The organism is Shewanella sp. 492 (genome assembly GCF_059338445.1).
This window is the reverse complement of record NZ_CM181702.1, coordinates 2,514,229-2,538,078: the sequence shown is the minus strand read 5'-3', so window position 1 is coordinate 2,538,078 and position 23,850 is coordinate 2,514,229. Positions and strand designations below refer to the sequence as shown.

19 protein-coding genes and 3 tRNA genes are annotated in these 23,850 nt (G+C 45.4%); 12 read left to right on the top strand and 10 right to left on the bottom strand.

All coding sequences use genetic code 11. The features are described 5' to 3' along the window. Positions 1–43: 43 nt before the first annotated feature. Positions 44–1,714, top strand: a complete 1,671-nt coding sequence (glnS, locus tag AC5YBX_RS11325; RefSeq protein ID WP_494523695.1) for a glutamine--tRNA ligase — start codon at positions 44–46, stop codon at positions 1,712–1,714. A gap of 97 nt (positions 1,715–1,811) precedes the next feature. On the opposite strand, the gene AC5YBX_RS11320 is transcribed toward glnS, so the two are convergent. Next, positions 1,812–2,408: a Yip1 family protein gene (locus AC5YBX_RS11320; RefSeq protein WP_494521400.1), complete on the bottom strand. Its 597-nt coding sequence runs from the start codon at positions 2,406–2,408 to the stop codon at positions 1,812–1,814. A 249-nt stretch (positions 2,409–2,657) separates the two neighbouring features. Between AC5YBX_RS11320 and miaE the strand changes: the two genes are divergently transcribed. Further along, entirely contained in the window at positions 2,658–3,422 is a 765-nt protein-coding gene (gene miaE / locus AC5YBX_RS11315) for a tRNA isopentenyl-2-thiomethyl-A-37 hydroxylase MiaE (RefSeq protein WP_494521401.1), read from the top strand. A 66-nt stretch (positions 3,423–3,488) separates the two neighbouring features. Here the strand turns inward: miaE and AC5YBX_RS11310 are convergent, their stop codons facing one another. Beyond that, positions 3,489–4,205 carry a UDP-2,3-diacylglucosamine diphosphatase gene (locus AC5YBX_RS11310; protein ID WP_494521402.1) on the bottom strand — a complete coding sequence of 239 codons (717 nt, stop codon included), beginning with the start codon at positions 4,203–4,205 and terminating at the stop codon, positions 3,489–3,491. Between the two features lie 45 nt (positions 4,206–4,250). Then, positions 4,251–4,745, bottom strand: a complete 495-nt coding sequence (locus tag AC5YBX_RS11305) for a peptidylprolyl isomerase (RefSeq protein ID WP_494521403.1) — start codon at positions 4,743–4,745, stop codon at positions 4,251–4,253. 256 nt (positions 4,746–5,001) lie between these two features. On the opposite strand from AC5YBX_RS11305, the gene cysS reads away from it, so the two are divergent. After that, positions 5,002–6,381 (top strand): cysteine--tRNA ligase, encoded by a 1,380-nt coding sequence (gene cysS / locus AC5YBX_RS11300; RefSeq protein ID WP_494521404.1) that lies wholly within the window; start codon positions 5,002–5,004, stop codon positions 6,379–6,381. Between the two features lie 83 nt (positions 6,382–6,464). Here cysS and folD read toward each other — a convergent pair whose 3' ends face one another. Beyond that, the gene (gene folD / locus AC5YBX_RS11295) at positions 6,465–7,319 is read right to left on the bottom strand and encodes a bifunctional methylenetetrahydrofolate dehydrogenase/methenyltetrahydrofolate cyclohydrolase FolD (protein WP_494521405.1); all 855 of its coding nucleotides are present in this window, start codon (positions 7,317–7,319) and stop codon (positions 6,465–6,467) included. A 420-nt stretch (positions 7,320–7,739) separates the two neighbouring features. Between folD and AC5YBX_RS11290 the strand changes: the two genes are divergently transcribed. From AC5YBX_RS11290 to AC5YBX_RS11250, 9 genes are all read left to right on the top strand, one after another. Then, a tRNA-Pro gene (locus AC5YBX_RS11290) sits at positions 7,740–7,816 on the top strand. 63 nt (positions 7,817–7,879) lie between these two features. Continuing rightward, a tRNA-Arg gene (locus AC5YBX_RS11285) sits at positions 7,880–7,956 on the top strand. Positions 7,957–7,963: 7 nt separating this feature from the next. Then, positions 7,964–8,039 (top strand) — tRNA-His (locus AC5YBX_RS11280). A 255-nt stretch (positions 8,040–8,294) separates the two neighbouring features. After that, the gene (tig, locus tag AC5YBX_RS11275) at positions 8,295–9,599 is read left to right on the top strand and encodes a trigger factor (protein WP_494521406.1); all 1,305 of its coding nucleotides are present in this window, start codon (positions 8,295–8,297) and stop codon (positions 9,597–9,599) included. Positions 9,600–9,688: 89 nt separating this feature from the next. Beyond that, positions 9,689–10,300 (top strand): ATP-dependent Clp endopeptidase proteolytic subunit ClpP, encoded by a 612-nt coding sequence (clpP, locus tag AC5YBX_RS11270; RefSeq protein ID WP_110456621.1) that lies wholly within the window; start codon positions 9,689–9,691, stop codon positions 10,298–10,300. A gap of 82 nt (positions 10,301–10,382) precedes the next feature. After that, complete coding sequence (clpX, locus tag AC5YBX_RS11265; RefSeq protein ID WP_494521407.1) at positions 10,383–11,663, top strand: ATP-dependent protease ATP-binding subunit ClpX; 1,281 nt, start codon at positions 10,383–10,385, stop codon at positions 11,661–11,663. Between the two features lie 126 nt (positions 11,664–11,789). Beyond that, positions 11,790–14,147 (top strand): endopeptidase La, encoded by a 2,358-nt coding sequence (lon, locus tag AC5YBX_RS11260; RefSeq protein WP_494521408.1) that lies wholly within the window; start codon positions 11,790–11,792, stop codon positions 14,145–14,147. 258 nt (positions 14,148–14,405) lie between these two features. Continuing rightward, positions 14,406–14,678 (top strand): HU family DNA-binding protein, encoded by a 273-nt coding sequence (locus tag AC5YBX_RS11255; RefSeq protein ID WP_011866302.1) that lies wholly within the window; start codon positions 14,406–14,408, stop codon positions 14,676–14,678. A 217-nt stretch (positions 14,679–14,895) separates the two neighbouring features. Beyond that, entirely contained in the window at positions 14,896–16,761 is a 1,866-nt protein-coding gene (locus AC5YBX_RS11250) for a SurA N-terminal domain-containing protein (protein WP_494523694.1), read from the top strand. Between the two features lie 396 nt (positions 16,762–17,157). Here the strand turns inward: AC5YBX_RS11250 and fabV are convergent, their stop codons facing one another. The 6 genes from fabV to AC5YBX_RS11220 all read right to left on the bottom strand — a co-directional run bounded on the left by fabV (position 17,158) and on the right by AC5YBX_RS11220 (position 23,802). Then, positions 17,158–18,360: an enoyl-ACP reductase FabV gene (gene fabV / locus AC5YBX_RS11245; protein ID WP_494523693.1), complete on the bottom strand. Its 1,203-nt coding sequence runs from the start codon at positions 18,358–18,360 to the stop codon at positions 17,158–17,160. Between the two features lie 104 nt (positions 18,361–18,464). Further along, positions 18,465–19,250 carry a peptide ABC transporter ATP-binding protein gene (locus AC5YBX_RS11240; protein WP_494521411.1) on the bottom strand — a complete coding sequence of 262 codons (786 nt, stop codon included), beginning with the start codon at positions 19,248–19,250 and terminating at the stop codon, positions 18,465–18,467. Further along, positions 19,225–20,238: an oligopeptide/dipeptide ABC transporter ATP-binding protein gene (locus tag AC5YBX_RS11235; RefSeq protein ID WP_494523692.1), complete on the bottom strand. Its 1,014-nt coding sequence runs from the start codon at positions 20,236–20,238 to the stop codon at positions 19,225–19,227. The genes AC5YBX_RS11240 and AC5YBX_RS11235 overlap by 26 nt, the downstream gene beginning before the upstream one ends. Positions 20,239–20,250: 12 nt before the next feature. Then, entirely contained in the window at positions 20,251–21,141 is an 891-nt protein-coding gene (locus AC5YBX_RS11230; protein ID WP_494521412.1) for an ABC transporter permease subunit, read from the bottom strand. Then, positions 21,128–22,159 (bottom strand): ABC transporter permease, encoded by a 1,032-nt coding sequence (locus tag AC5YBX_RS11225; protein ID WP_494521413.1) that lies wholly within the window; start codon positions 22,157–22,159, stop codon positions 21,128–21,130. Before AC5YBX_RS11225 ends, AC5YBX_RS11230 begins: the two co-directional genes overlap by 14 nt. Further along, entirely contained in the window at positions 22,159–23,802 is a 1,644-nt protein-coding gene (locus tag AC5YBX_RS11220; protein ID WP_494523691.1) for an ABC transporter substrate-binding protein, read from the bottom strand. Before AC5YBX_RS11220 ends, AC5YBX_RS11225 begins: the two co-directional genes overlap by 1 nt. Positions 23,803–23,850 lie beyond the last annotated feature (48 nt).

Genomic DNA, 23,850 nt, shown 5'->3' with positions numbered 1-23,850 from the left:
ACACTCTCGATTGGTCATAGCACTGTTGGCAAAGAGGATTTCCATGAGTCATGCGGGCACTGAAGTTCGTCCAAGTAACTTCATTCGTAATATCATAGATGAAGATTTAGCAAGCGGTAAGCACACTCAGGTGCATACCCGCTTCCCACCAGAGCCTAATGGCTACCTTCATATTGGTCATGCCAAATCGATCTGTTTAAATTTCGGTTTAGCGCAAGACTATAAAGGGCTATGTAACTTACGTTTTGATGATACTAACCCTGAGAAAGAGGATATCGATTACGTTAACTCTATTCAGGCTGACGTGCAGTGGTTAGGATTTCAGTGGGATGGGGATGTTCGTTATTCATCAAATTACTTTGATAAATTACATCAGTATGCGGTTGAATTAATCACCAAAGGTTTAGCCTACGTGTGTTTTCTTAATGGTGAACAAACACGTGAATATCGTGGCACCTTAAAAGAGCCAGGTAAAAATAGTCCTTACCGTGACACTTCAGTGGCTGAAAACCTTGAGCTGTTTGAAAAAATGCGTAAGGGTGAGTTTAAAGAAGGTGAGTGTTCGCTGCGTGCAAAGGTGGACATGGCATCACCGTTTATGTGTATGCGCGATCCTATTATTTACCGTATTCGTTTTGCCCATCATCATCAGACGGGCGACAAGTGGTGCATCTACCCAATGTACGACTTTACCCATTGTATCTCTGATGCCCTTGAAAATATCACTCACTCTTTGTGTACCTTAGAGTTTCAAGATAATCGTCGTTTGTATGACTGGGTATTAGATAATCTTGATGATTTTCAGGCGCCAAACCGGACGCGTCAATATGAATTCTCGCGCTTAAATCTTGAATATACCCTGATGTCTAAGCGTAAGCTTAATGATTTAGTGGTACGTAATTTGGTGTCGGGTTGGGATGATCCGCGTATGCCGACCATCGCGGGTCTACGTCGCCGTGGTTACACGCCTTCATCAATTCGCGAGTTTTGTCGTCGCATCGGCGTGACTAAACAAGAGAATATGGTCGAAGTGGGTATGCTTGATGCTTGTATCCGTGAAGAGTTAAACGAACACGCACCTCGTGCCATGGCGGTGATTAATCCCGTTAAGTTGGTTATTGAGAACTATCCAGCAGATCAGATTGAGCGTTTAAGCGCACCAGCCCACCCAACGATAGAGTCGATGGGACAGCGTGAGCTTGCCTTTGGCCGTGATATTTACATTGATGCCGATGATTTCCGTGAAGAGGCGAACAAAAAGTACAAACGTTTGGTGCAAGGCAAAGAGGTGCGGTTACGTAATGCTTATGTGATCAAGGCGGAACGTTGTGATAAAGACGCAGAGGGTAATGTAACTACCATCTACTGTACTTATGATAAGGATACATTGGGCAAAAACCCCGCAGATGGCCGTAAAGTCAAAGGTGTGATCCACTGGGTTGAAGCCACAACCGCAGTGAAAGCCGAGTTGCGTCTGTACGACAAGTTGTTTAGCCAGCCTAATCCAGCAGCAGCAGCAACCGTAGATGAGGTATTAAATCCTAACTCATTGGTGGTTAAGCATGGCTTGGTTGAAGCAAGTTTGGTTAATGCTCCAGCAGAAAAAGCATATCAGTTTGAGCGCGAAGGCTATTTCTGTGCTGACAGTAAAGACTCAACACCTGAGAATCTAGTGTTTAATCTAACGGTCGCACTACGAGATTCGTCAGACTAATGATGCCACACTCTCAATTATCCAATTGGGAATAGTGAACAAAAAGGCCTTAGGATATCCTAAGGCCTTTTGTTTTTATTGTTCCCCTAGAGACAAGTTATTGGTACATAGGTCCTAGTCCTAGGCTCCATAAGATGATGCTAGAGGCCATTAAGGCTACTAATAGTACAAGGCCTGCGGTGACTACAGAACTTGCGTAGATAAAGCCTTTTTCTTCTGGAATATTCATGATAATTGGCACGCCAGTGTAGAGTAAATACACTGAGTAGCTAAGCCCCGCCAATCCAACCACCATTATAAACCAAAGTGACGGATACAAGGCGGCCAGCCCTACCATAAATAGTGGTGTCGCGGTATAGGCTGCGAGTTCAAGTGCTTGGGTAAAACTTGGCATAGCATCAAAGGTTTTTGCCATCCAAAATGCTAAATAAGCTAATGCAAATACTCCAATTATGAGGCCAATGTACATGCTAATCGACATCATCAGTGCGCTGGTTTTGGTGAGAAATAGAGGATCTGAAACACCTAAGTCCCATCCTATAGAGGTTGAGGCGAAATAAGTGCAAATAGCGGGTATAAGTGCGATTAATAATACATGGCTTAAACTACTTTTGACCGCCTCGTGATTTTTTTCAATTGTGTGCCACTCTTCCTTAGGATGAGTGTATAACCCCATTAAGTGATTCAATATCATTATAGTTATCCTTGTTTAGCTTCAATCTTGTGCTCGCCAAACCTCAGACGAACCCGTAATGCCTTCTGGCCTGCAACCAATAGACCCTAGGCTCCAATCCACCACGTCACTGTGACGGGCATAGTTTATTTATTGAACATAAACCCGAACTAGTCAAGGTAACGCTGTCATGTTGGCTGTCAGAATATAGCCATAGCGCCATTTTTTGTTAAAATGGACGACTGTAGCAACTACCCTTTAGAGTCGACCATGCAAGGCTTATTAGCACCGATACAAGCGTTTTTACAATGTGAAACCCCAGATGAGTGGATTGCACAGGCGATCAAGTCTGAGCAATTGCCAGCCTTGTTGATCGATCATTGTAATTGCGAGCTTAAGGCGGCGCAGACGGCGATGTTTTTGATTCGTAAGTACGCTATCGATAAAGTCAGTGGGGATTTACTCCTGAACTGGGCTAAACCCTATGAGGAGTTTGTTTACAATAAACAGCGCTCTATTACCGATTTTTTAGCAAGAGAAGCCAAAAAGAATGAGCTTTTAGGGGAGTTAACACCTAAGGCGGGTGTAGATTATAGTGCAGATCTTATTAGCAAAATGGTGCGGCTGATTAAAGAAGAATTTCATCATTTTGAGCAGGTACTTGAGATAATGCATGCGCGAAATATTCCCTATCAAAACTTAACCGCTGGACGTTACGCTAAAGGGATGATGAAGCAGGTGCGTACCCATGAGCCTGCCACACTTATTGATAAGCTGATTGTGGGCGCCTTTATCGAGGCGCGCTCATGCGAGCGCTTTGCAAAGTTAGCCCCTCATCTCGATGACGGCTTACAAAAGTTTTATGTTTCATTGCTGCGCTCAGAAGCGCGTCATTATCAAGACTATTTGACCTTGGCTCAAGCTATTGCAACAGAGGATATTAGTGAGCGAATTGCTCATTTTGCACAGATTGAAGCCCAGTTGATCCGTGAACCAGATAATGAATTCAAATTTCATTCAGGTTGCCCAGTTTAGTCATTTAGGTGAATGATTGGGTACTCAGAATTTAGTGGCGGGGCTAGCAGCTATGCTAGCCATGATTTAGTTAAGCGGTAAACTGGCTAATGTGGTGTTGGTAGAAGTGACCGTTAATACGCTGCCTTGATCGTACCAGTCGCCGACCACAATGCGTCGCCGATCTCGCGCTAAAGAATGAATGTCAGGTCGATGGGTGTGGCCGTGGATCATCAAGATAGCACCTGTTTTATCCATTAAGTCTGTCACTGCGTGGTTTTCAACGTCCATGATAGTGTGACTTTTTTGCTGATTACTCTGTTGACTCTTATTACGTAGTCCTTTCGCGATAGCGACACGGCGTTTTTTGGGCAGCAAACCATAAATAAACTTTACCCATGGTTGATTTCTAAACCAGCGAAAGCGTTGATAAGCCTTATCTAAGGTGCACAGACTATCGCCGTGTAATAACACAGTAGCTTGTCCATACAAATCGATGCAATGTACTTCAGGCAATAGCGTCATGCCAGCTAAGGCTGCGTATTCTTTACCGAGTAAGAAATCGCGGTTGCCGTGGATAAAATAGATAGGGGTATGTGCAGAAAATCGCTTAAGTGTCGCAGCCAGTTCTAGGGCAAAAGGCTCAGCCAGATCGTCGCCCACCCACACCTCAAACAGATCGCCAAGTATGTATAAGGCATCGCAGTGGTTAGTGTGTTGCTTGAGGAAACCATAAAAAGCCGCGAGGATGTCGGGGCGATCGGCACTCAGGTGCAGATCGCCCACGAAAAGAGTGTAATTCAACAAGTGATACTCTGGTGTGATGAAAAGTGGCTTAAGAGAGGCTGATTATTCAGCAATGGTCACTTTTTCAATCACAACCGCTTCCAGTGGCACATCTTGGTGCATACCACGGTTGCCAGTGGCTACCGCTTTGATCTTGTTTACCACGTCCATGCCTTCAACTACTTTCCCAAATACACAGTAACCCCAGCCTTGCGCCGATTCAGCTTTAAAATCGAGGAAAGTGTTATCGTTGATGTTGATAAAGAACTGCGCGGTTGCTGAATGGGGATCAGATGTTCTTGCCATTGCAATGGTGCCAACGGTGTTTGACAAGCCATTGTTGGCTTCATTTTCGATAGCCTCATTCACACGTTTTTGCGTCATATCTTCGGTGAAACCACCGCCTTGCACCATAAAACCGTCAATAACACGGTGAAAGATGGTGCCGTCATAAAAGCCATCTTTTACATATTGAGTGAAATTAGCCGCGGTAACAGGGGCTTTTTCGGCATCTAATTCAATTTTGATTTCGCCGTGATTGGTTTGCATTGTGATCATTTGATTCATTCTCATCGTGTGTAACAGGATAGATAGTGCAAGATTCTAGCCTATTACACCTGCAGCATAAAGCCATTCTGTCGACTTTTCCTGTTGAGCAATACCAAGTTGCTGGGGTTTTAATCAGCAAAATGTCGATAATGTGTTGAAGGGCAAAAAACGCTGTAGATTCGCGCTATCAAGCTGGAAGCGCTGGTTTTCAGGTGATAGACTGAAGCCACTTTTTTGTTGTCAATTATTTATATAGAGAATCTCAATGTTGAAGTTATACAACAGTCTTACCCGCCAAAAAGAGGAATTCAAGCCATTACAGCCAGGTAAAGTTGGCATGTATGTCTGCGGGGTGACCATCTATGATTTATGTCATATTGGTCATGGACGTACGTTTGTTGCTTTCGACATGATAGTGAGATACCTCAGATATCGTGGTTATGAGGTTAATTTTCAGCGCAATATTACCGATGTCGATGACAAAATTATTAAACGCGCAGCAGAGAATAACGAGAGTTGTGAGTCATTAACCGAGCGTTTGATTGGTGAAATGCACCGGGATTTTGATGCGCTTAATATGAAACGCCCTGATTTTGAGCCGCGTGCAACATTACATATCCCTGAAATTGTTGAGTTAGTTGAGCGTTTGATTGAGCGTGGACATGCTTATATTGCAGCAGACGGCGATGTGCTGTTTAGTGTGTCATCATACCCAGAGTATGGCCGCTTGTCGGGACAAAACTTAGATCAGCTGCAAGCCGGCGCGCGGGTTGAAGTTGATGAAAATAAACGCGACCCGATGGATTTTGTGTTGTGGAAAATGTCTAAACCCGGTGAACCCACGTGGGAGTCGCCATGGGGACCAGGTCGTCCAGGCTGGCATATCGAGTGCTCTGCGATGAACGGTAAACACTTAGGTGAACATTTCGATATTCACGGTGGTGGTTCAGATCTACAGTTCCCACATCATGAAAATGAGATTGCTCAATCTTGTTGCGCCCATGACACACCTTATGTGAACTACTGGATGCATACCGGTATGGTGATGGTCGACAAAGAGAAGATGTCTAAATCATTAAATAACTTCTTTACCATTCGGGACGTGCTCGCTCATTACGATGCGTCGACAGTGCGTTATTTTCTGTTGTCCGGCCATTATCGCAGTCAGCTTAATTATTCTGAGGATAATCTTAAACAGGCTAAGGCAGCGTTAGAGCGTCTTTATACCGCGTTAAAGGGCTTAGATTTAACCGTCGAGGCTGCACCAGCAACAGAATTTGTGGCTAAGTTTACTGCAGCGATGGATGATGATTTCAATACGCCTGAAGCTTATTCGGTGTTGTTTGACATGGTCCGTGAGATTAATCGTCTTAAGGTCGATGACTTGGCAGCAGCGTCTGCATTAGGCGTTAGCCTGAAACAGCTTGGCGATGTGCTGGGCATTTTAGATCAAGATGTCGATGCCTTCTTTAAAGGCGAGGGCAGTGATGACGAAGTTGCGCAAATCGAAGCCTTAATTGTTGAGCGAAATCGCGCCCGTACTGAAAAAGATTGGGCGGCGGCTGATGTGGCCCGTGATGGCCTAAATGCCCTTGGCGTTATTTTAGAAGATGGTCCAGAAGGCACGACTTGGCGTAAAAAGTAATTAGTTCTGCTTGTTGAGTACAAATAAAAATGCCTGCGTGAGAGCGCAGGCATTTTTTATGCTGGTCGAAACTCGAAACTTATCTAGTCGTGATAGTTTTCCGCAGCATACAAGGTATTTTCGAGTAAGCTAGCAATGGTCATTGGGCCAACACCACCAGGCACAGGCGTAATATAACTGGCGTGCTGGGCTGCAACATCAAATTGTATATCACCGACGAGTTTACCGTCGCCTAAGCGATTAATTCCCACATCGATCACGATAGCGCCAGGTTTGATCCACTCACCAGGAATAAAGTTGGCTTTGCCTACCGCCACAATCACTAAATCGGCACCACGGATCTTATCTTCAAGATTGCGGGTAAATCGATGGCAAGTCGTGGTTGTACAGCCGGCGAGAAGCAACTCTAAAGTCATGGGTCTGCCAACAATATTAGATGCACCAACGACCACGGCATCTAAACCATAGGTATCGACTCCGGTTGATTTGATCAACGTCATAATACCCATAGGTGTACAAGAACGCAGCACAGGAATGCGCTGTGCTAGACGACCGACGTTGTAAGGATGGAAACCATCGACATCTTTATCGGGGCGAATACGTTCAATCACTTTTGACTCTTCAATGTGCTTTGGCAGCGGCAATTGTACTAAAATGCCATCTATAGCTGCATCGTCGTTACACTTATCGATTAAGGCGAGTAAATCTGCTTCAGAGGTCTCAGAGGGAAGGTCAAATGATTGTGAGAGGAAGCCAACTTCCTCACAAGCCCGTCTTTTGCTGCCAACATAGACTTGTGATGCCGGATCGGCTCCAACAAGGATCACGGCTAAGCCAGGAACACGTTGTCCAGCCTCTTTACGGGCGGTTACTTTTATAGCTAACTGAGTTCGAATGGATTGGGCGATCGCTTTGCCATCGATTATTTGGGCTGTCATGAGGGGTGGATTTCCTTTATATGGCGCGATAATAAAAACGGCGACATTTTAACAGGGGCATAGGTTGGTGTCATTGATTTAGCCGTATAACAGACCGTTTTAAAATAAGAATAATCCAGTGATGCTGGATTTAGCTAATAGCATCTTGATTATTTGGCGAAAAAGGCCTTTAGCATAGCAATAAGGCAAAATGCAGCTGTTATGGATTGAGCGGCAACGGTTTATGGTGTTAACAGTCAGCGAGAGAGCCACTTTATGTCAAACCATAATAGCCGGTTAGGTGAATTTACTAGCGTGTAGATGTTAAAGTGAGCAAGTGAATGCGCTTTTAAAAATAATCGTTGACGCTATTTAACTGAGGGGATAAGATGCGCTCCGTTCTCAGGCAGACTTAGTCAATCGGTGAACATGTAACACCTTCGGTGATTAGCGCAGCCCGGTAGCGCATCTGGTTTGGGACCAGAGGGTCAGAGGTTCGAATCCTCTATCACCGACCAAATTTTTAAGTAGCGTGTAAACGCTATTTGCCCAGTTAGGATATGAACCTAGTTCATAACGAAGCGCCCGTAGCTCAGTTGGATAGAGCATCCGCCTTCTAAGCGGATGGCCGCAGGTTCGAATCCTGCCGGGCGTACCAAACAGTGGTGATTGTAGCTCAGTTGGTAGAGCCCCGGATTGTGATTCCGGTTGTCGTGGGTTCGAGCCCCATCAGTCACCCCACTTCTTTTTAGAAGAAAATAAAAAAAGCGACCTTGAGTCGCTTTTTTTACGTCTGTAATTCGAGCTATGAGGCTCGACTATGCAGAAAACCGTGGCTATAATGTCGCGTCTTGATAAATTTCAACTATGTGCGACGACTGCCAAATTCAGTTACCAAGCCATTTTAGTCGTTTTTTTAGATCAAGAAACGAATACCTTAGTAGTTGAATATTCGACTATTACAAAAAGACGTTTGACATATTTCGAGGTAAAACAATGCAAGTTTCTGTAGAAACAACACAAGGTTTAGAACGCCGTCTAACTATTTCTGTTCCTGCTGAGCAGATCGAGAAAGCCGTTTCAGATAGTTTGAAAAATGAAGCCAAGCGTGCGCGTATTCCTGGTTTTCGACCAGGCAAAGTACCAGTAAGCGTGATCAATAAGCGTTACGGTAGTGCGATTCGTCAAGACATCACTGGTGAAGTGATGCAACGTAATTTTGTTGAAGCTATTATCGCTGAAAAGTTAAATCCTGCAGGTGCACCTACTTTCGTTCCTGGCGAAACTGACGGTGAAAACTTCCAGTTTGTGGCTACTTTCGAGATCTACCCAGAAGTAGAACTAAAAGGTCTAGATGCGATTGAAGTTGAACAACCTAAAGCAGAAGTGACTGATGCTGACGTTGATGCGATGATTGAAACCCTACGTAAGCAACATGCTACGTTTGAAGTCGTTGACCGTGCAGCGGCTGATGGCGACAAGGCGAAAATCGATTTCGTTGGTTCTATCGACGGTGAAGAGTTCGAAGGCGGTAAAGCTGAAGATTTCGAGCTGCAACTGGGTAGTAACCGCATGATCCCTGGTTTTGAATCAGGTGTTGAAGGTCACAAAGCCGGTGAAGAGTTCGACATTGAAGTAACTTTCCCTGAAGATTACCACGCTGAAAACCTGAAAGGTAAAGTTGCTAAGTTTGCAATCACCCTTAAAGAAGTTCAAGCGGCGAATCTACCAGAAGTGAACGATGAGTTTGCTAAGTTGTTTGGTGTTGCTGAAGGTGGCCTAGAGGCACTTAAGGCTGAGATCAGCAAGAACATGAGCCGTGAACTTGAACAAGCGCTAAAAGCGAATGTTAAAGAGCAAGTACTTAACGGTCTGCTTGAGCAAAATGATATCGAACTGCCAAAAGCACTTATCGACGGTGAAGTAAACGTACTGCGTCAGCAAGCGATGCAACGTTTTGGTCAGCAAGCGGCTAACATGCCTGAGCTACCAGCCGATCTATTCACTGAACAAGCTGAGCGCCGCGTAAAAGTGGGTCTACTGCTTGGTGAAGTGATTAAAGCTAACGAGCTAAAAGCTGAAGATGATCGCGTACAAGCGCTAATCGCCTCTATGGCTTCTGCATATGAAGATCCAAGTGAAGTTGTTGAGTATTACAACAACAATCCAGAGATGATGCAGAACATGCGTAACGTTGCATTAGAAGAGCAAGCCGTTGAAGCATTGTTAAAATCTGCGAAAGTGACCGAAAAAGAAGTCAATTTCGAAGAATTTATGAACAAGGCTACCGGTCGCGCATAACCTATGCTTGACTTAAATGGCTATTAGCCATTTATAATGGCTCGTATGAGGCTCCTCATGCGAGCCATTTTTATTTAGGGAAGTTAATAATGCTAAATGCACCAGAATCAGTACTGAATGCACTTGTCCCGATGGTTGTTGAACAAACGGCCAAAGGTGAACGCTCATATGATATCTATTCTCGTCTCTTAAAAGAGCGCGTGATCTTTCTTGTTGGGCAAGTTGAAGAGCACATGGCTAACCTCATTGTTGCTCAACTACTGTTTTTAGAGTCGGAAAGCCCAGACAAAGATATTTATCTTTATATTAATTCTCCAGGTGGCTCGGTCACTGCAGGTATGGCAATTTATGATACTATGCAGTTCATTAAACCGAATGTCAGCACGGTATGTATCGGTCAGGCAGCCAGCATGGGCGCATTTTTGTTAGCCGGTGGCGCCGAAGGTAAACGCCATTGTTTGCCTAACTCGCGGGTGATGATCCATCAGCCACTAGGTGGTTTCCAGGGACAGGCGTCTGATATCGCGATTCATGCGCAAGAGATCTTGGGCATTAAGAATAAATTAAATCAAATGCTGGCCGATCATACAGGTCAACCTTTGGAAGTGATTGAACGTGATACCGATCGTGATAACTTTATGAGCGCCAAAGAGGCCGAAGCCTATGGTCTGGTTGACTCTGTGTTAGATAAACGAAGCTGATAATTGTCCGTTGCTGAGCTATGATCAGTAAAGGTTGTAAGATTAATTGTGCAGTGCCTGACACTGCAAAAGAGGTAAAGTAATGGGCGACAACAAAAGCAACGGTGATAGTGGGAAACTACTGTACTGCTCTTTTTGTGGAAAGAGTCAGCATGAGGTTCGTAAGCTCATTGCTGGTCCTTCTGTGTATGTATGTGATGAGTGTGTCGAGCTTTGCAATGACATCATCCGCGAAGAGATCAGAGAGATATCACCTAAGCCTGAACAAGATAAGCTACCTACACCTCATGATCTCAGAGCACATCTTGATGATTATGTTATCGGTCAGGAAAAAGCGAAAAAAGTGTTGTCGGTTGCAGTATACAACCATTATAAGCGCTTAAAGAATGCTTCTCCTAAAGATGGTGTTGAGTTAGGAAAGAGTAACATCTTGCTGATAGGTCCTACGGGTAGCGGTAAAACCTTATTGGCCGAAACGCTAGCTCGGTTCTTGAATGTTCCGTTTACCATGGCAGACGCAACGACACTGACCGAAGCCGGTTATGTGGGTGAAGATGTTGAAAACATCATCCAGAAATTATTGCAAAAGTGCGACTACGATGTAGAAAAAGCCCAGCGTGGTATCGTCTATATCGATGAGATTGATAAGATCAGCCGTAAGTCAGATAACCCATCGATCACCCGTGATGTGTCTGGTGAAGGTGTGCAGCAAGCTTTGCTCAAGCTGATAGAAGGTACGGTTGCTGCTGTGCCTCCACAAGGCGGCCGTAAGCATCCGCAACAGGAGTTCCTACAGGTTGATACCTCAAAGATCTTATTTATCTGTGGTGGTGCATTTGCGGGCTTAGAGAAAGTAGTTGAGCAACGTTCACAAGTCGGTACCGGTATCGGTTTTGGTGCTGAAGTTAAAGGTGAATCGGATAAGGCTACTATCTCTGATATGTTGATGCAGGTTGAGCCTGAAGATTTAGTTAAATACGGTCTGATCCCAGAGTTTATTGGGCGTTTACCAGTATTAGCCACGTTAACTGAACTTGATGATGCTGCGTTAGTACAGATATTATCTGAGCCTAAAAACGCATTAACTAAGCAGTTTGCTGCGCTTTTCGAAATGGAAGGTGTTGAACTTGAGTTTAGAGAGGATGCGTTAAAAGCGATTGCGTTAAAAGCGAAGACCCGTAAAACAGGTGCACGTGGTTTACGTTCAATCGTAGAAGGTTTGTTACTCGATATCATGTACGACTTACCATCACTGGATCACGTCGTCAAAGTCGTTATCGATGAATCTGTGGTAAACGGCGAATCAGACCCCATCTTGATTTATGAGAACACTGAATCTCAAGCGGCTGTTGCCGAACAATAATTGGTCTAACAGAGCAATAAATTATGATTAAGGAGTCCGACGGGCTCCTTTTTTTATGTTTGCCATTGAAACCCATTAATCAACCCCAATATACTCCTTAATATTGTTAGCAACCGGAATCGAGCTATGACCTTAGAGCGTGAAGCGCGAATCGAACTCCCTGTACTGCCGCTGAGAGACGTGGTGGTATATCCTCATATGGTTATTCCCCTGTTTGTTGGTCGGGAAAAATCAATTCGTTGCCTAGAAGCGGCGATGGAGCAAGATAAGCAGATTATTTTAGTAGCACAACGCGATGCTGAACTAGATGAACCAACTAGTGATGATATCTTCGAGGTGGGTACAGTTGCATCAATCCTACAATTACTTAAGTTACCCGACGGCACAGTAAAAGTACTGGTTGAAGGTGGCCAACGTGCTCGCATTGATAAATATACCCAAGAAACTGAATACTTTATTGCTACTGCTGAGTATTTAGAGTCTGATCAAATTGCCGACAAAGAAGAAGAGGTCTTAGTTCGCTCTGCTATCGGTCAATTTGAAGGTTATATCAAGCTCAACAAAAAGATCCCCCCAGAGGTGTTGACCTCGCTGTCAGGTATTGATGAAGCCGCGCGCCTCGCCGATACCATGGCCGCTCATATGCCATTAAAGCTTGAAGACAAACAAACCATTCTCGAGATGGTTAATGTTTCTGAGCGACTCGAATACCTGATGGCCATGATGGAGTCTGAAATCGATCTGTTACAAGTCGAGAAGCGCATCCGTTCTCGCGTTAAAAAACAGATGGAAAAGAGTCAGCGTGAGTATTACCTCAATGAGCAGATGAAGGCGATTCAAAAGGAACTTGGTGATATCGACGAGTCCCATGATGAATTTGAAACCTTAGCGAAAAAAATCGATGAAGCCGGCATGCCTAGCGAGGCAAAAGAGAAAGCCGTTGCTGAGCTAAATAAGCTGAAGATGATGTCGCCAATGTCGGCAGAAGCCACAGTGGTACGCAGCTATGTCGATTGGATGATCTCAGTGCCTTGGAAGCAGCGCTCTAAAATTAAGCGTGACTTAGCCAAAGCACAAGATGTGCTCGATACCGACCATTTTGGCTTGGAAAAAGTCAAAGAGCGCATTTTAGAGTATCTCGCGGTGCAGAGCCGCGTTAAGCAGCTTAAAGGGCCCATTTTATGTTTAGTTGGGCCACCAGGTGTAGGTAAAACCTCGCTGGGTCAGTCCATTGCTAAAGCGACAGGCCGTAAATATGTGCGTGTTGCGCTAGGTGGTGTCCGTGATGAGGCGGAGATCCGTGGACATCGTCGTACCTACATTGGCTCAATGCCGGGGAAAGTGATTCAAAAAATGTCGAAAGTCGGCGTTAAGAATCCGCTGTTCTTGCTCGATGAGATCGATAAAATGAGCTCAGATATGCGTGGTGACCCAGCGTCAGCGTTGCTTGAAGTACTCGATCCTGAGCAAAATGCGACCTTTAGCGATCACTATTTAGAAGTGGATTACGATCTATCCGATGTGATGTTTGTTGCCACCTCTAACTCAATGAATATTCCGGGTCCGTTGCTTGACCGTATGGAGGTGATTCGTCTCTCTGGTTACACCGAAGATGAAAAACTAAACATCGCTAAACAGCACCTATTGCCTAAACAGATTGAGCGTAATGGCCTCAAAGCCAGTGAAGTGACGGTCGATGATAGTGCCATCATCGGTATTATTCGTTATTACACGCGTGAAGCTGGTGTGCGCTCGCTTGAGCGCGAGTTATCTAAGATTTGCCGTAAAGTGGTAAAGACAATCTTACTCGATAAGTCGGTTAAGCATGTCGATGTAAATCAGGAAAACTTGAAATCCTTCCTAGGTGTACAGCGCTTTGATTACGGTAAAGCAGAGTCAAATAACCAAATTGGTCAAGTAACGGGCCTTGCTTGGACCGAAGTGGGTGGTGACTTGCTCACTATTGAAGCCACCTCAGTACCCGGTAAAGGCAAGTTAACTTACACAGGTTCACTGGGTGATGTGATGCAAGAGTCGATTCAGGCCGCAATGACAGTCGTTCGCGCGCGCGCCGAACAGCTAGGCATTAACCCTGATTTTTATGAAAAGCGTGATATTCATGTGCACGTACCTGAAGGCGCGACACCTAAAGATGGTCCATCTGCAGGTGCCGCTATGTGTACGGCATTAGTGTCTAGCTTAACGGGTAACCCTGTACGGGCCGATGTGGCGATGACAGGTGAAATCACCTTGCGTGGTGAAGTCTTACCTATTGGTGGTTTAAAAGAGAAGTTACTTGCAGCCCATCGCGGCGGGACAAAACTGGTGCTTATTCCGAAAGAGAATGAGCGCGATTTAGAAGAAATTCCTGCTAATGTGATTGCCGATCTGGACATTAGACCGGTGCGTTGGGTCGATGAAGTATTGGCTTTGGCGTTAGAACGACCAATCGAAGGCTTTGAAGTTGTTAAAAATTTGGGCTAACGCAAGAAAATACTTATTTGCATTAAAAAAAATGCAAAAAGGGGCTTTCTAAAGTCTTAACCTGTGGTAGCCTAGGTCGGTGGATAGCTTTTTAGCTACAGGCCTTGGCGCTACTGGTTTTTAGCTTATTCCAATTTTATTTCTTAGGTTTTCCTATTTGGCTTGAACTTTAGGATCAAGCTTGTTATAAAAGCCACCGCAGACCGCTCTAGACAAGGATTTGGTTGCGGCGCACAAAATTAAATTCAAGGGGATGACATGAACAAATCTGAACTAATCGAGAAAATCGCATCTGGTGCTGATATTTCTAAAGCGGCAGCTGGCCGTGCTCTAGATTCTTTTATTTCTGCTGTGACAGATGGCCTAAAAGATGGCGATAAAATTTCTCTAGTTGGTTTTGGTACTTTTGAAGTTCGTCAACGTGCAGAGCGCACTGGTCGTAACCCACAAACGGGTAAAGAGATCAAGATTGCAGCGGCAAACATTCCTGCGTTCAAAGCAGGTAAAGCACTTAAAGACGCTGTAAACTAAGACATACTTAGTCAAGGTGGCCTTTGTAAACCTTACATGTCAATAAGCACTGTTTAGGCAGTGCTTTTTACCGAGTAAGTGTTTTGGTAATGCAGTTGTCATTATCATGCCGTTGGCCTAACTTACGTAATGTATAACTAGGTCTGACAATTTACATAGAAGGCGCATCCTATCGAGTGATGCGCCTTTTTATTTTAAGTAACAAGCGAGAAATCTGATGTTAGAAAAGATTCGCGAAGGCTCACAGGGCGTGATTGCAAAAAGCATTCTCGTCCTTGTAATACTATCCTTTGCATTTACTGGCGTGAGTAGCTACTTAGGATCATCATCTGAGCCTGTAGCTGCCACCGTAAACGGCGAAGAGATCAGTAACTCAGCGTTGGAGCAAGCCTATCAAAGCGAGCGTGCTCGATTAGAGCAGCAACTGGGCGAAATGTATGATGCACTTGCCAGTAATGACACTTACTTAGCAAGCGTAAAACAAAGCGTGCTAGAGCGTTTAGTTGCCGACAAGCTTATCGATCAAGCTGCTGTAGATTTAGGATTGACCGTCTCTGATGAGCAGATCAAAAATGCGATTATTAATGAACCAGCCTTTCAAACCGATGGCCAATTTGATAATGACCGTTATCTTGCGCTGATCCGTCAGCTGGGTTATCAAGTCAATAGTTTCCGTGACATGATGCGTGTCGATATGACCCGTCGTCAGTTGGTGGCCTCATTAGTCGGTTCAGAGTTTGTGCTACCAGGTGAAGTCAATTACTTAGCCAATATCCAGGCGCAGACTCGCGATATCCGTTATCACGTTGTCGATGCTACACCGCTATTTGACCAAGTCAGTATCTCTGATGAGGAAGTTGAGAGCTATTATCAAGCTAATCAACATCAATTTGTGCGCCCAGAAACTGTGTCAGTCGATTATATTGAACTGAATGTGGCCGATATGGCCAGTGGACACAGTGTTTCAGACGAAGAAGCTCAAGCCTATTATGATGAGCATCAAGCGCAGTACCTGCAGCCTGAAAAACGTCTTGCTGGACATATCTTAGTTAATTTTGGTGATGATGACGCGGCGGCTAAAGCCAAAGCCGATGCTATCTATGCTAAGTTAGAAGCTGGTGAGGATTTTGCCACCTTAGCCCAAACAGAGTCTGATGATACCTTCAGTGCTGAGCAGGGCGGGCAACTTGATTGGTTTGAACAGGGCGTTATGGATCCCGCTTTCGACAGTGCTTTATTCGCGCTAGATAAAGGTCAGTATTCTGATGTGGTAAGAACCAATTTTGGTTTCCACATCATTAAACTACTCGACGTACAAGCCGGCTCTACTGCATCATTTGATGATGTTAAACAGCAGATTGTCGTCCAGTTGACGGAAAAGAAAGCCGTAGATCAATTTTATGGTCTGCAGCAACGCTTAGCCGATGTGAGCTACGAAGTGCCAGATACCCTGTCTGAAGCCGCTCAAGAAGTGGGTGTAGCAGTTAAGACTAGTCCAGAGTTTTCACGTGATAATGCACCAGAGCCGCTTAATGCGCCTGAAGTGATTAAAGCGGCCTTTTCTGAAACGGTATTGCTCGACGGTATGAACAGCGACGTTATTGAATTAGGTCCAAACCATGTGATGGTGGTACGAGTTAAATCCCATACGCCAGCAGGAACGCTAGCCTTAGAGCAAGTTAAAGCCAGTATTGTTGAGCGCCTGAAGCAAGACAAGGCCAACGATATTGCTCGTGAGCAGGCTCAAACACTGATGACGGCAATCAAAGCCGGTGATAATACTGCTGAGCTAACGACTCAAGTGCAACTGGCGCGTTTCGATCAACGCATTGATAACGCTATTACCACTAAAGCCTTTGAAATGGCGCAGCCAGATGGTGAGCCTGTGGTAGATACCGCCGCCTTGGCCAATGGCTATGCGGTTATCGTGCTCGATAAAGTCAATGCAGCTGAGACTGTCGATGACAACTTGGCCAATGCCATTAAGCAGCGCTTAAATTCACAGTATGCTGAAAGCGATTACCGTGCTGTGATAAGCTTGTTGAAAGCACAAAGCGAAGTGGTTTACAGCCCAGCAGAATAAATTGCAACTTTAATGATAACAAGCCAGAAGAGTGATCTTCTGGCTTTTTTTATGCTGAAAAGTTATCGATGCTAGCGGTATAGATTCAGGCTTACGCTGTGTCATCGTCTCTCTGTTAACGCTATAAGGTTAGGATTTTGTTCTATTGAGTCGCTTTGCTAATAGGAATCGCGTCTTTTTGACGGTGCGAAAACTAACGAGACGAGTGCTTATTTATCGTTTACAACAATAGCGTTGATTAGAATTATATCGCTTAGAGATGGTGCGCAGATGAAGTTAGGAACGCTTAGGCGCCTAGAGGGGGTAAATAAAAAACCACGATAGGCATCGTGGTTTTTTGTTAGAGTGTTTTTTTGCTAGGTACTGTTTTTAGCTGACAGTGTTTCTAGCTTCAGATTATATTGGTTCTACGTCGAAGTTAACTTCAGGATTAACATCGGCATCATAATCAACTGACTCCACGCCGAAACCAAACAGCTTTAAGAACTCTTGTTTATATTCGCGATAATCGGTGAGCTCACAGAGATTTTCTGTGGTGACTAACGGCCATAAGTCACGGCAATGCTGCTGTATCTCCTCTTTGAGCTCCCAATCATCTAGGCGCAGACGATTGGCTTCATCAAGTTGTGGCGCCGTGCCATCCTCGCGGAATAAACGTTCTCTGAACATACGGTTAATCTGCTCTTGGCAACCTTCATGCAGGCCTTCTTCACGCATCTTTTTAAAGACCATCGCGATATACAAGGGCATGACCGGAATAGCTGAGCTGGCTTGAGTGACGACACTCTTAAGCACGGCAACATTGGCACTGCCACCGGTAGCTGATAGCTTGGCGTTAAGTTCATGTGCTGCACGGTCAAGATCCATCTTGGCTTTGCCAAGAGCGCCATGCCAATAGATAGGCCAAGTCAATTCGGTGCCGATATAGCTATAAGCAACGGTCTTACACTTGGGGGCCAATACACCGGCATCGGCTAGGGCGTTAATCCATAACTCCCAATCTTGACCACCCATAACGGTAATGGTGTCTTGGATCTCTTGCTCTGTGGCGGGCTCAACGCTGGTTTCGATAATGATATCTTTGTTGGTATCCACCGCGGTTGCGGTATAGGTTTCCCCTATAGGTTTAAGCGCTGAGCGGATTAATTCGCCGCTATCAGGCAGTTTTCGAACCGGTGAGGCCAGTGAGTAGACCACCATGTCGACTTGGCCAAGATCTTGTTTGATGATCTCAATGGCGCGTTGTTTAGCCTCATGGCTAAAAGCATCACCGTTTAAACTCTTTGAGTATAAGCCAGCTTGTTTAGCAAACTTGTCAAATGCCGCAGAGTTATACCAACCGGCGGTACCTGGTTTGGTTTCGGTTCCTGGTTTTTCAAAAAAGACGCCAAGGGTTGCAGCGCCGCTACCAAAAGCCGCTGCAATACGTGAAGATAGACCATAGCCGCTTGAAGAGCCGATAACCAGTACCTTTTTAGGGCCGTTGGCAACAGGTCCGTTTGCCTTAGTTAGGTTAATTTGCTCAAGTACATTTGCTTCACAGCCGACCGGATGAGTGGTAGTACAAATAAAGCCACGTGTTTTGGGTTTGATTATCATGTTTCTGCTTCTCTTGAAAAAGTGCCATAAGGATAATTAAAGCAAGATGAAATGGCACATGTTTTTTAATAATTAGGCATATAAGCCCTAGTGGTTGGAGCAGTTTAGCGTTTGTAGGAGAACATCGTTTGCTCTTGGATCAGCCGCTGGGTGTATTCATGTTGCGGCGAATTGAATAAATTCTCCGTGGTGGCCTTCTCCACCATTTCACCCTGATGTAACACCATAATTTTGTCGCTAAAATGGCGAATAATGTTCATGTTGTGTGATACAAAAATATAAGACAATCCCATCTCTTGCTGGAGTTTAAGCAACAGATTTAAAATTTGCGATCGCACCGATAGATCCAATGCGGTTAATGCTTCATCGGCAATAATGATTTTTGGGTCTAACATCAAGGCTCTTGCCACCGCGACTCGCTGTTTCATCCCCTCTGAAATCATATGGGGATAAAAATCGGCGTGCTCAGGCAGTAAGCCAACCTTTCTTAAGCGGTCAATCACTTGTGCACGGCGGCTGTGTTTATCTAAGTCGGTATTAAAGCGTAGCGGTTCATCGAGCAGTTCACCCACAGTTAAACTGGGATTTAATGAAGTATTGGGATCTTGGAAAATCATCCTAATTAACTTGCAACGCTGCTTAAGGTTACGGCTATCAAGGCGTTCACCTTCAAAATAAATCTCCCCCGCGCTGCGCTGCTCTGCGCCCACAAGAATGCGCGCTAGGGTACTCTTACCCGAACCCGTTTCGCCCACAATGGCCAGGGTTTCGCCGCTGTTAAGTTCAAACGATATTGGTCCAAGCGCTTGATTATATTGACGTTTAAAACCTTTGTAGCCAGCAAAAAAGGTTTTACTGAGTTGGCTAACTTTTAGTAAGGGGCTCGTCATGACTTGGCTCATTATAGTAAGGGAAATGACACGCAAAATAGCGATCTTTATGATGGCTCAATTTAGGCTGATTCACACAGTGCTTTTGCGCCTGAGGGCAACGGGGGCCAAGGCGGCAACCAATGGGTTGGTGTTGTAGTGATGGCGCCGAGCCACGCAGAGTTTGCATCATGGTTTTATGCAACTCAGGGTTAGAATAATCAGGAATATTGTCCAGTATCGCCTTGGTATAAGGGTGATATGGCTGAGCAATCACATCGGCGGTGGGGCCAGATTCCATTATTTGGCCACTGTACATGACTGATAAATGGTCACACCATTGAGATAAGTTTTCTAGCTCGTGGCTAATCAATAAAATCGATACATTATGTAATTGATTTAATTTACTCAGCAGGCGAAATATTTGCGCTTGAGTTCTGACTTCCATGGAGTTGGTCGGCTCGTCGGCGATCAGTAAGCGTGGTTGGTTGGCGACCGCAATGGCAATCATCACTTTTTGGCATTCACCGTCAGACAGCTCCCAGGCGTAGCTTGACATCACTTTTTGGGTTTCTTTAATGCCCACCTTATGTAGCCATTGCCGCGCGGTTTTACGTTTGTCTTGCTCACGTCGCCACCAAGGTAACGCCTTGTTTTCGGGCATGGCTTCGATAATTTGCACGCCGACCACTATGGTGGGGTCTAAGCTACTAATGGGATCTTGAAAAATCATCGCCATTTCGCTGCCCATTAAGGCGCGGCGTGCTTTAGTGCTCATGTCCAATAAGTTTTGACCATCCCACATCATGCGATCGGCTTGTATTGTCCAATTATGCCCAGGGATCCCCATAATGGCTTTTGCCAGTAAGGTTCGCCCCGAGCCAGATTCACCCAGTAGACCATGAATTTCACCCGGGTTAAGGGTTAAGCTTACCCGCTCTAGTGCCTTCACCCGGCCGTGGGGCGTATCGAGTTCGATGGTGAGGTTTCTAATGTCCAATAATGGCATGTTGGTTTCTCATTAATGGCGAATGGGTGAAAGTGCAGAGCGCAGACCGTCGCCAACGAGGTTAATCGCCAGTACACTGCATAAGATGGCTACGCCAGGGATGGTGACGGTCCATGGCGCCGTTAAGAGGTTATCTAACCCTTGTGCCACCATAGCGCCCCATTCAGGGCTCGGTGCTTGTGCCCCCAGATTTAAGAAACCTAAGGCGGCGATATCCAAAATAGCTGCTGAAATACCTAAGGTGGTTTGAATAATCATGGTGTCTAAAATATTCGGTAAAATCACATACCAAAAAATCTGTAGTGGGTTGGCCCCATCGAGCCTTGCGGCAGTCACATACTCTTTTTGCAGCTCTTCATGTACCGCTTGGTGGATAGCCCTGACAAATTGAGGCGTTAATGCAATACCTACCGCCCAAAATACATTGCCCAGTCCAGGTCCGGTGACAGCCACCACTAATATTGCCATTAATAACGAGGGGATAGAGAGAAGTGCGTCGAGTAAATGACTCAATATACTCGATTTTAAGCCCGTCATCATGCCCGAAATAGAGCCTATTACAAAGCCTATCACCAAGGCCGTGGCGACAATCGCCAGTGCCATGCCAAAGGTCAGGTGCGCCCCATGCAGCAACCTGCTAAAGATGTCTCTACCCAGATCGTCGGTTCCCAAAAAGTGTTCAACCGTGCCAGCAGGATCCCAAGAGGGAGGTAGCAATAAAGCTTGTGGATCCTGATGTGCGGCTGAAAATGGCGCGATAATTGGTCCAAATAATGCCAGTAATATGAGGCAGCAAATCGCCCAAAAACCGGCAAATGCAAATGGGTTGTCAGTAAACGCATTCCAGATGCGTCTCAGAGGTGAGGGGATATGGCCTACCTGATAAATTTTAATGGGCGGCATAGAGTTCTTTCCTACTGAGCGGATTGATCGCCGTATGTAACACTTCAATTAAGATACTTAAAAAGATAATGATCATTGCTACCGCTAAAATCCCCCCTTGGATCACGGTATAATCTCGCTGGTAGATCCCCGAGACTAACCAAGCACCGACCCCTGGCCAGCTAAAAATTACCTCAACTACAATCGCGTAACTGGCAAATGCTCCGAGCATCAGTCCCATATTTTTAAGTAGTGGGATAAAGGCATTGGGCAGTGCATGGCGTATCACTATGGTATAGGTTCTTAGGCCCCGAGCTTCGGCGGCTTTAATATAGGTTTTTTCCATAATCGACATCATGGCACTTCGGGTGATGCGCACCACCACAGTAAAAGGCAGTACGGCCAAGGTGACCGCGGGTAATACAATGTGTTGTAAGGCGTCGATAAACGCTGACCAAGCATATTGAGAGTCCCATAACAAGATATCTATCAGCAGAAAACCCGTCACCGGTTTTATCTCGTAAAGCAGGTTGATTTGACCGGAGATGGGTAGCCAGCCTAAGCGCACGCCAAACCACAGTGACAGACTCAGTCCCAGCCAGAAGACCGGAATTGAATAGCCAGTTAAGGTGATCGCCATAATGGTATGTTGGGTTATTTTATGTTGACTTAACGACGCTAAAACTCCTAGAGGGATCCCGAGTAGTAGTGCAATCGCACCAGCGACAAAGGCCAATTCGAAGCTGGCGCTGAGCACGGCGGTTAATTCATTAGACACCGGATTTTGCGAGGTAACAGAGATCCCTAAGTTTCCCGATAAACGCTGCTCTAAATAAGCAATAAATTGGCTGATTTGGCCTTGGTCGAGACGATAAGCTGCATTGATGCTGGCTTGTTCTTCCGTGGTGGGAGCTTGAATGCCAGTGAGGGCGACGGTGTGTTCGACCGGAAACTGTGCGGTGACACTAAACATCACCATAAACAACACCAGTGATGTCGCAAGAAATAGATTTAAGCGGCGAGCAAGATAGCGTGCCATCAGTTTGGCTCCTCAATAGCCACAATGGCCGGTGTCACCTTAGTGGTATTGGTGAAAGAGATCCCCCCAAACGGGGTTAACTTAGACTGAGTTATCCGTTTTTGTTTGACTACCATGCGGGTGGCGTGTGCAAAAGGCAACATTGGAACTTGCTCGGCAATATATTGCTCAGCCTGTTGGTATAAGGCTGTGCGCGTAACGCGAACCGTAGTCGACCTAGCCGTCTGTAGAATACGGTCAAATTCTGGTGAGCACCAACGTGAGCGGTTACTGTTAGAATTTACCGATGCGCAACTCAAAATGGGGGTGAAAAAATTGTCCGGATCGCTGTTATCGGCGTTCCATCCAATGAGTACCGAATCATAATTTTGGCCACTCAGTTTTTGGTTAAACACACTCCAATCGTAACTGACTATGTTGACCTTCACCCCAATACGCGCCAAATCGGCTTGAATTAATTCAGCGGTTTTGTGGGCATTAGGGTTATAAATTCGGGCTACCGGCATTGCCCAGATATCGATGCTTAAGTCACTGATGCCAGCATCGCTAAGTAATTTACGTGCTTTTTCCGGGTTATAGTCGATTAGGCTTTTATTGGTTGAATAGGCCCATGATAACGGGGGCAGCAGACCAACGGCTTCTACGGCCGTTTGATGGTATACCGCCCGCAGGATATTTTCTTTATCCACTGCATGGGCTAATGCTTGGCGCACCCGCACATCGTTAAAGGGAATACGTTCGGTATTAAATGCCCAAAAAGCCACATTAAAACCCGGGATGGAATCGACCTCTAAATTGGGCTTATCGATCACAACGGGTAACTCTCCAGCTTTGGGGAGTGCCGAAATGTTACAGTCACCTGTAATGAGCTTCGCCAGTCGTGTGGTACTTTTGGGGGTAATATCAAAGACCAGTTGCTCAACTTCAGGAGTTAGGCGCCAGTAATGATGGTTACGATAATAGCGAATAAAATCATTTTTGACATAGTCGACTAGCCTAAAAGGACCAGTACCAATCGCCAGTTTATCGACGAGTTCAGGTTCGCCTGCCTGCAGTTGTTGCTGCGCATACTCTTGTGACAAGATGACGGCAAACCCAGTGGCGAGGTTAGATAAAAATGAGGCGTCTTTTTGTGTCAGGTGAAAAGCAACTTGATAGTCGTTTATTTTCTCAATGTTGTCGATTAAATCAGAAAAGCCAATGCTTTGGAAAAAAGGGTAACCTGTTTTAGCCACATCATGATACGGGTGAGTGCTATCGGTAATACGGTTAAATGAGAACAGGACATCATCGGCGTTGAAATTACGCGTTGGGGTAAAGATGTTTGAGTGATGGAAACGCACCCCAGTGCGTAACGAAAAAGTGTACACGCGCTCATCGTCACTGATAGTCCAGGCGGTGGCTAAAGAGGGGACTAACTGCCCTGATGTCGCATCATAATCGACCAGTCCATCATAGAGTTGCTGTGAAGTGGCATCGATTGTGGTGCCAGAGGTTACTAATTGTGGATTGAAAGACTCTGGATTACCTTCAGAACAATAAACCAGGCCAGAAGGAACACGAGAAGGACCACAGGCTGCTAATAGGGGGATAACGCAGCAAAGAACCAATCCTAACGTGAGACGCTTAAGCAGCTCTGTCATCAGTAGATGTAATCGTTGTTTGAATGAATAATTTCATTTTAACAGTGC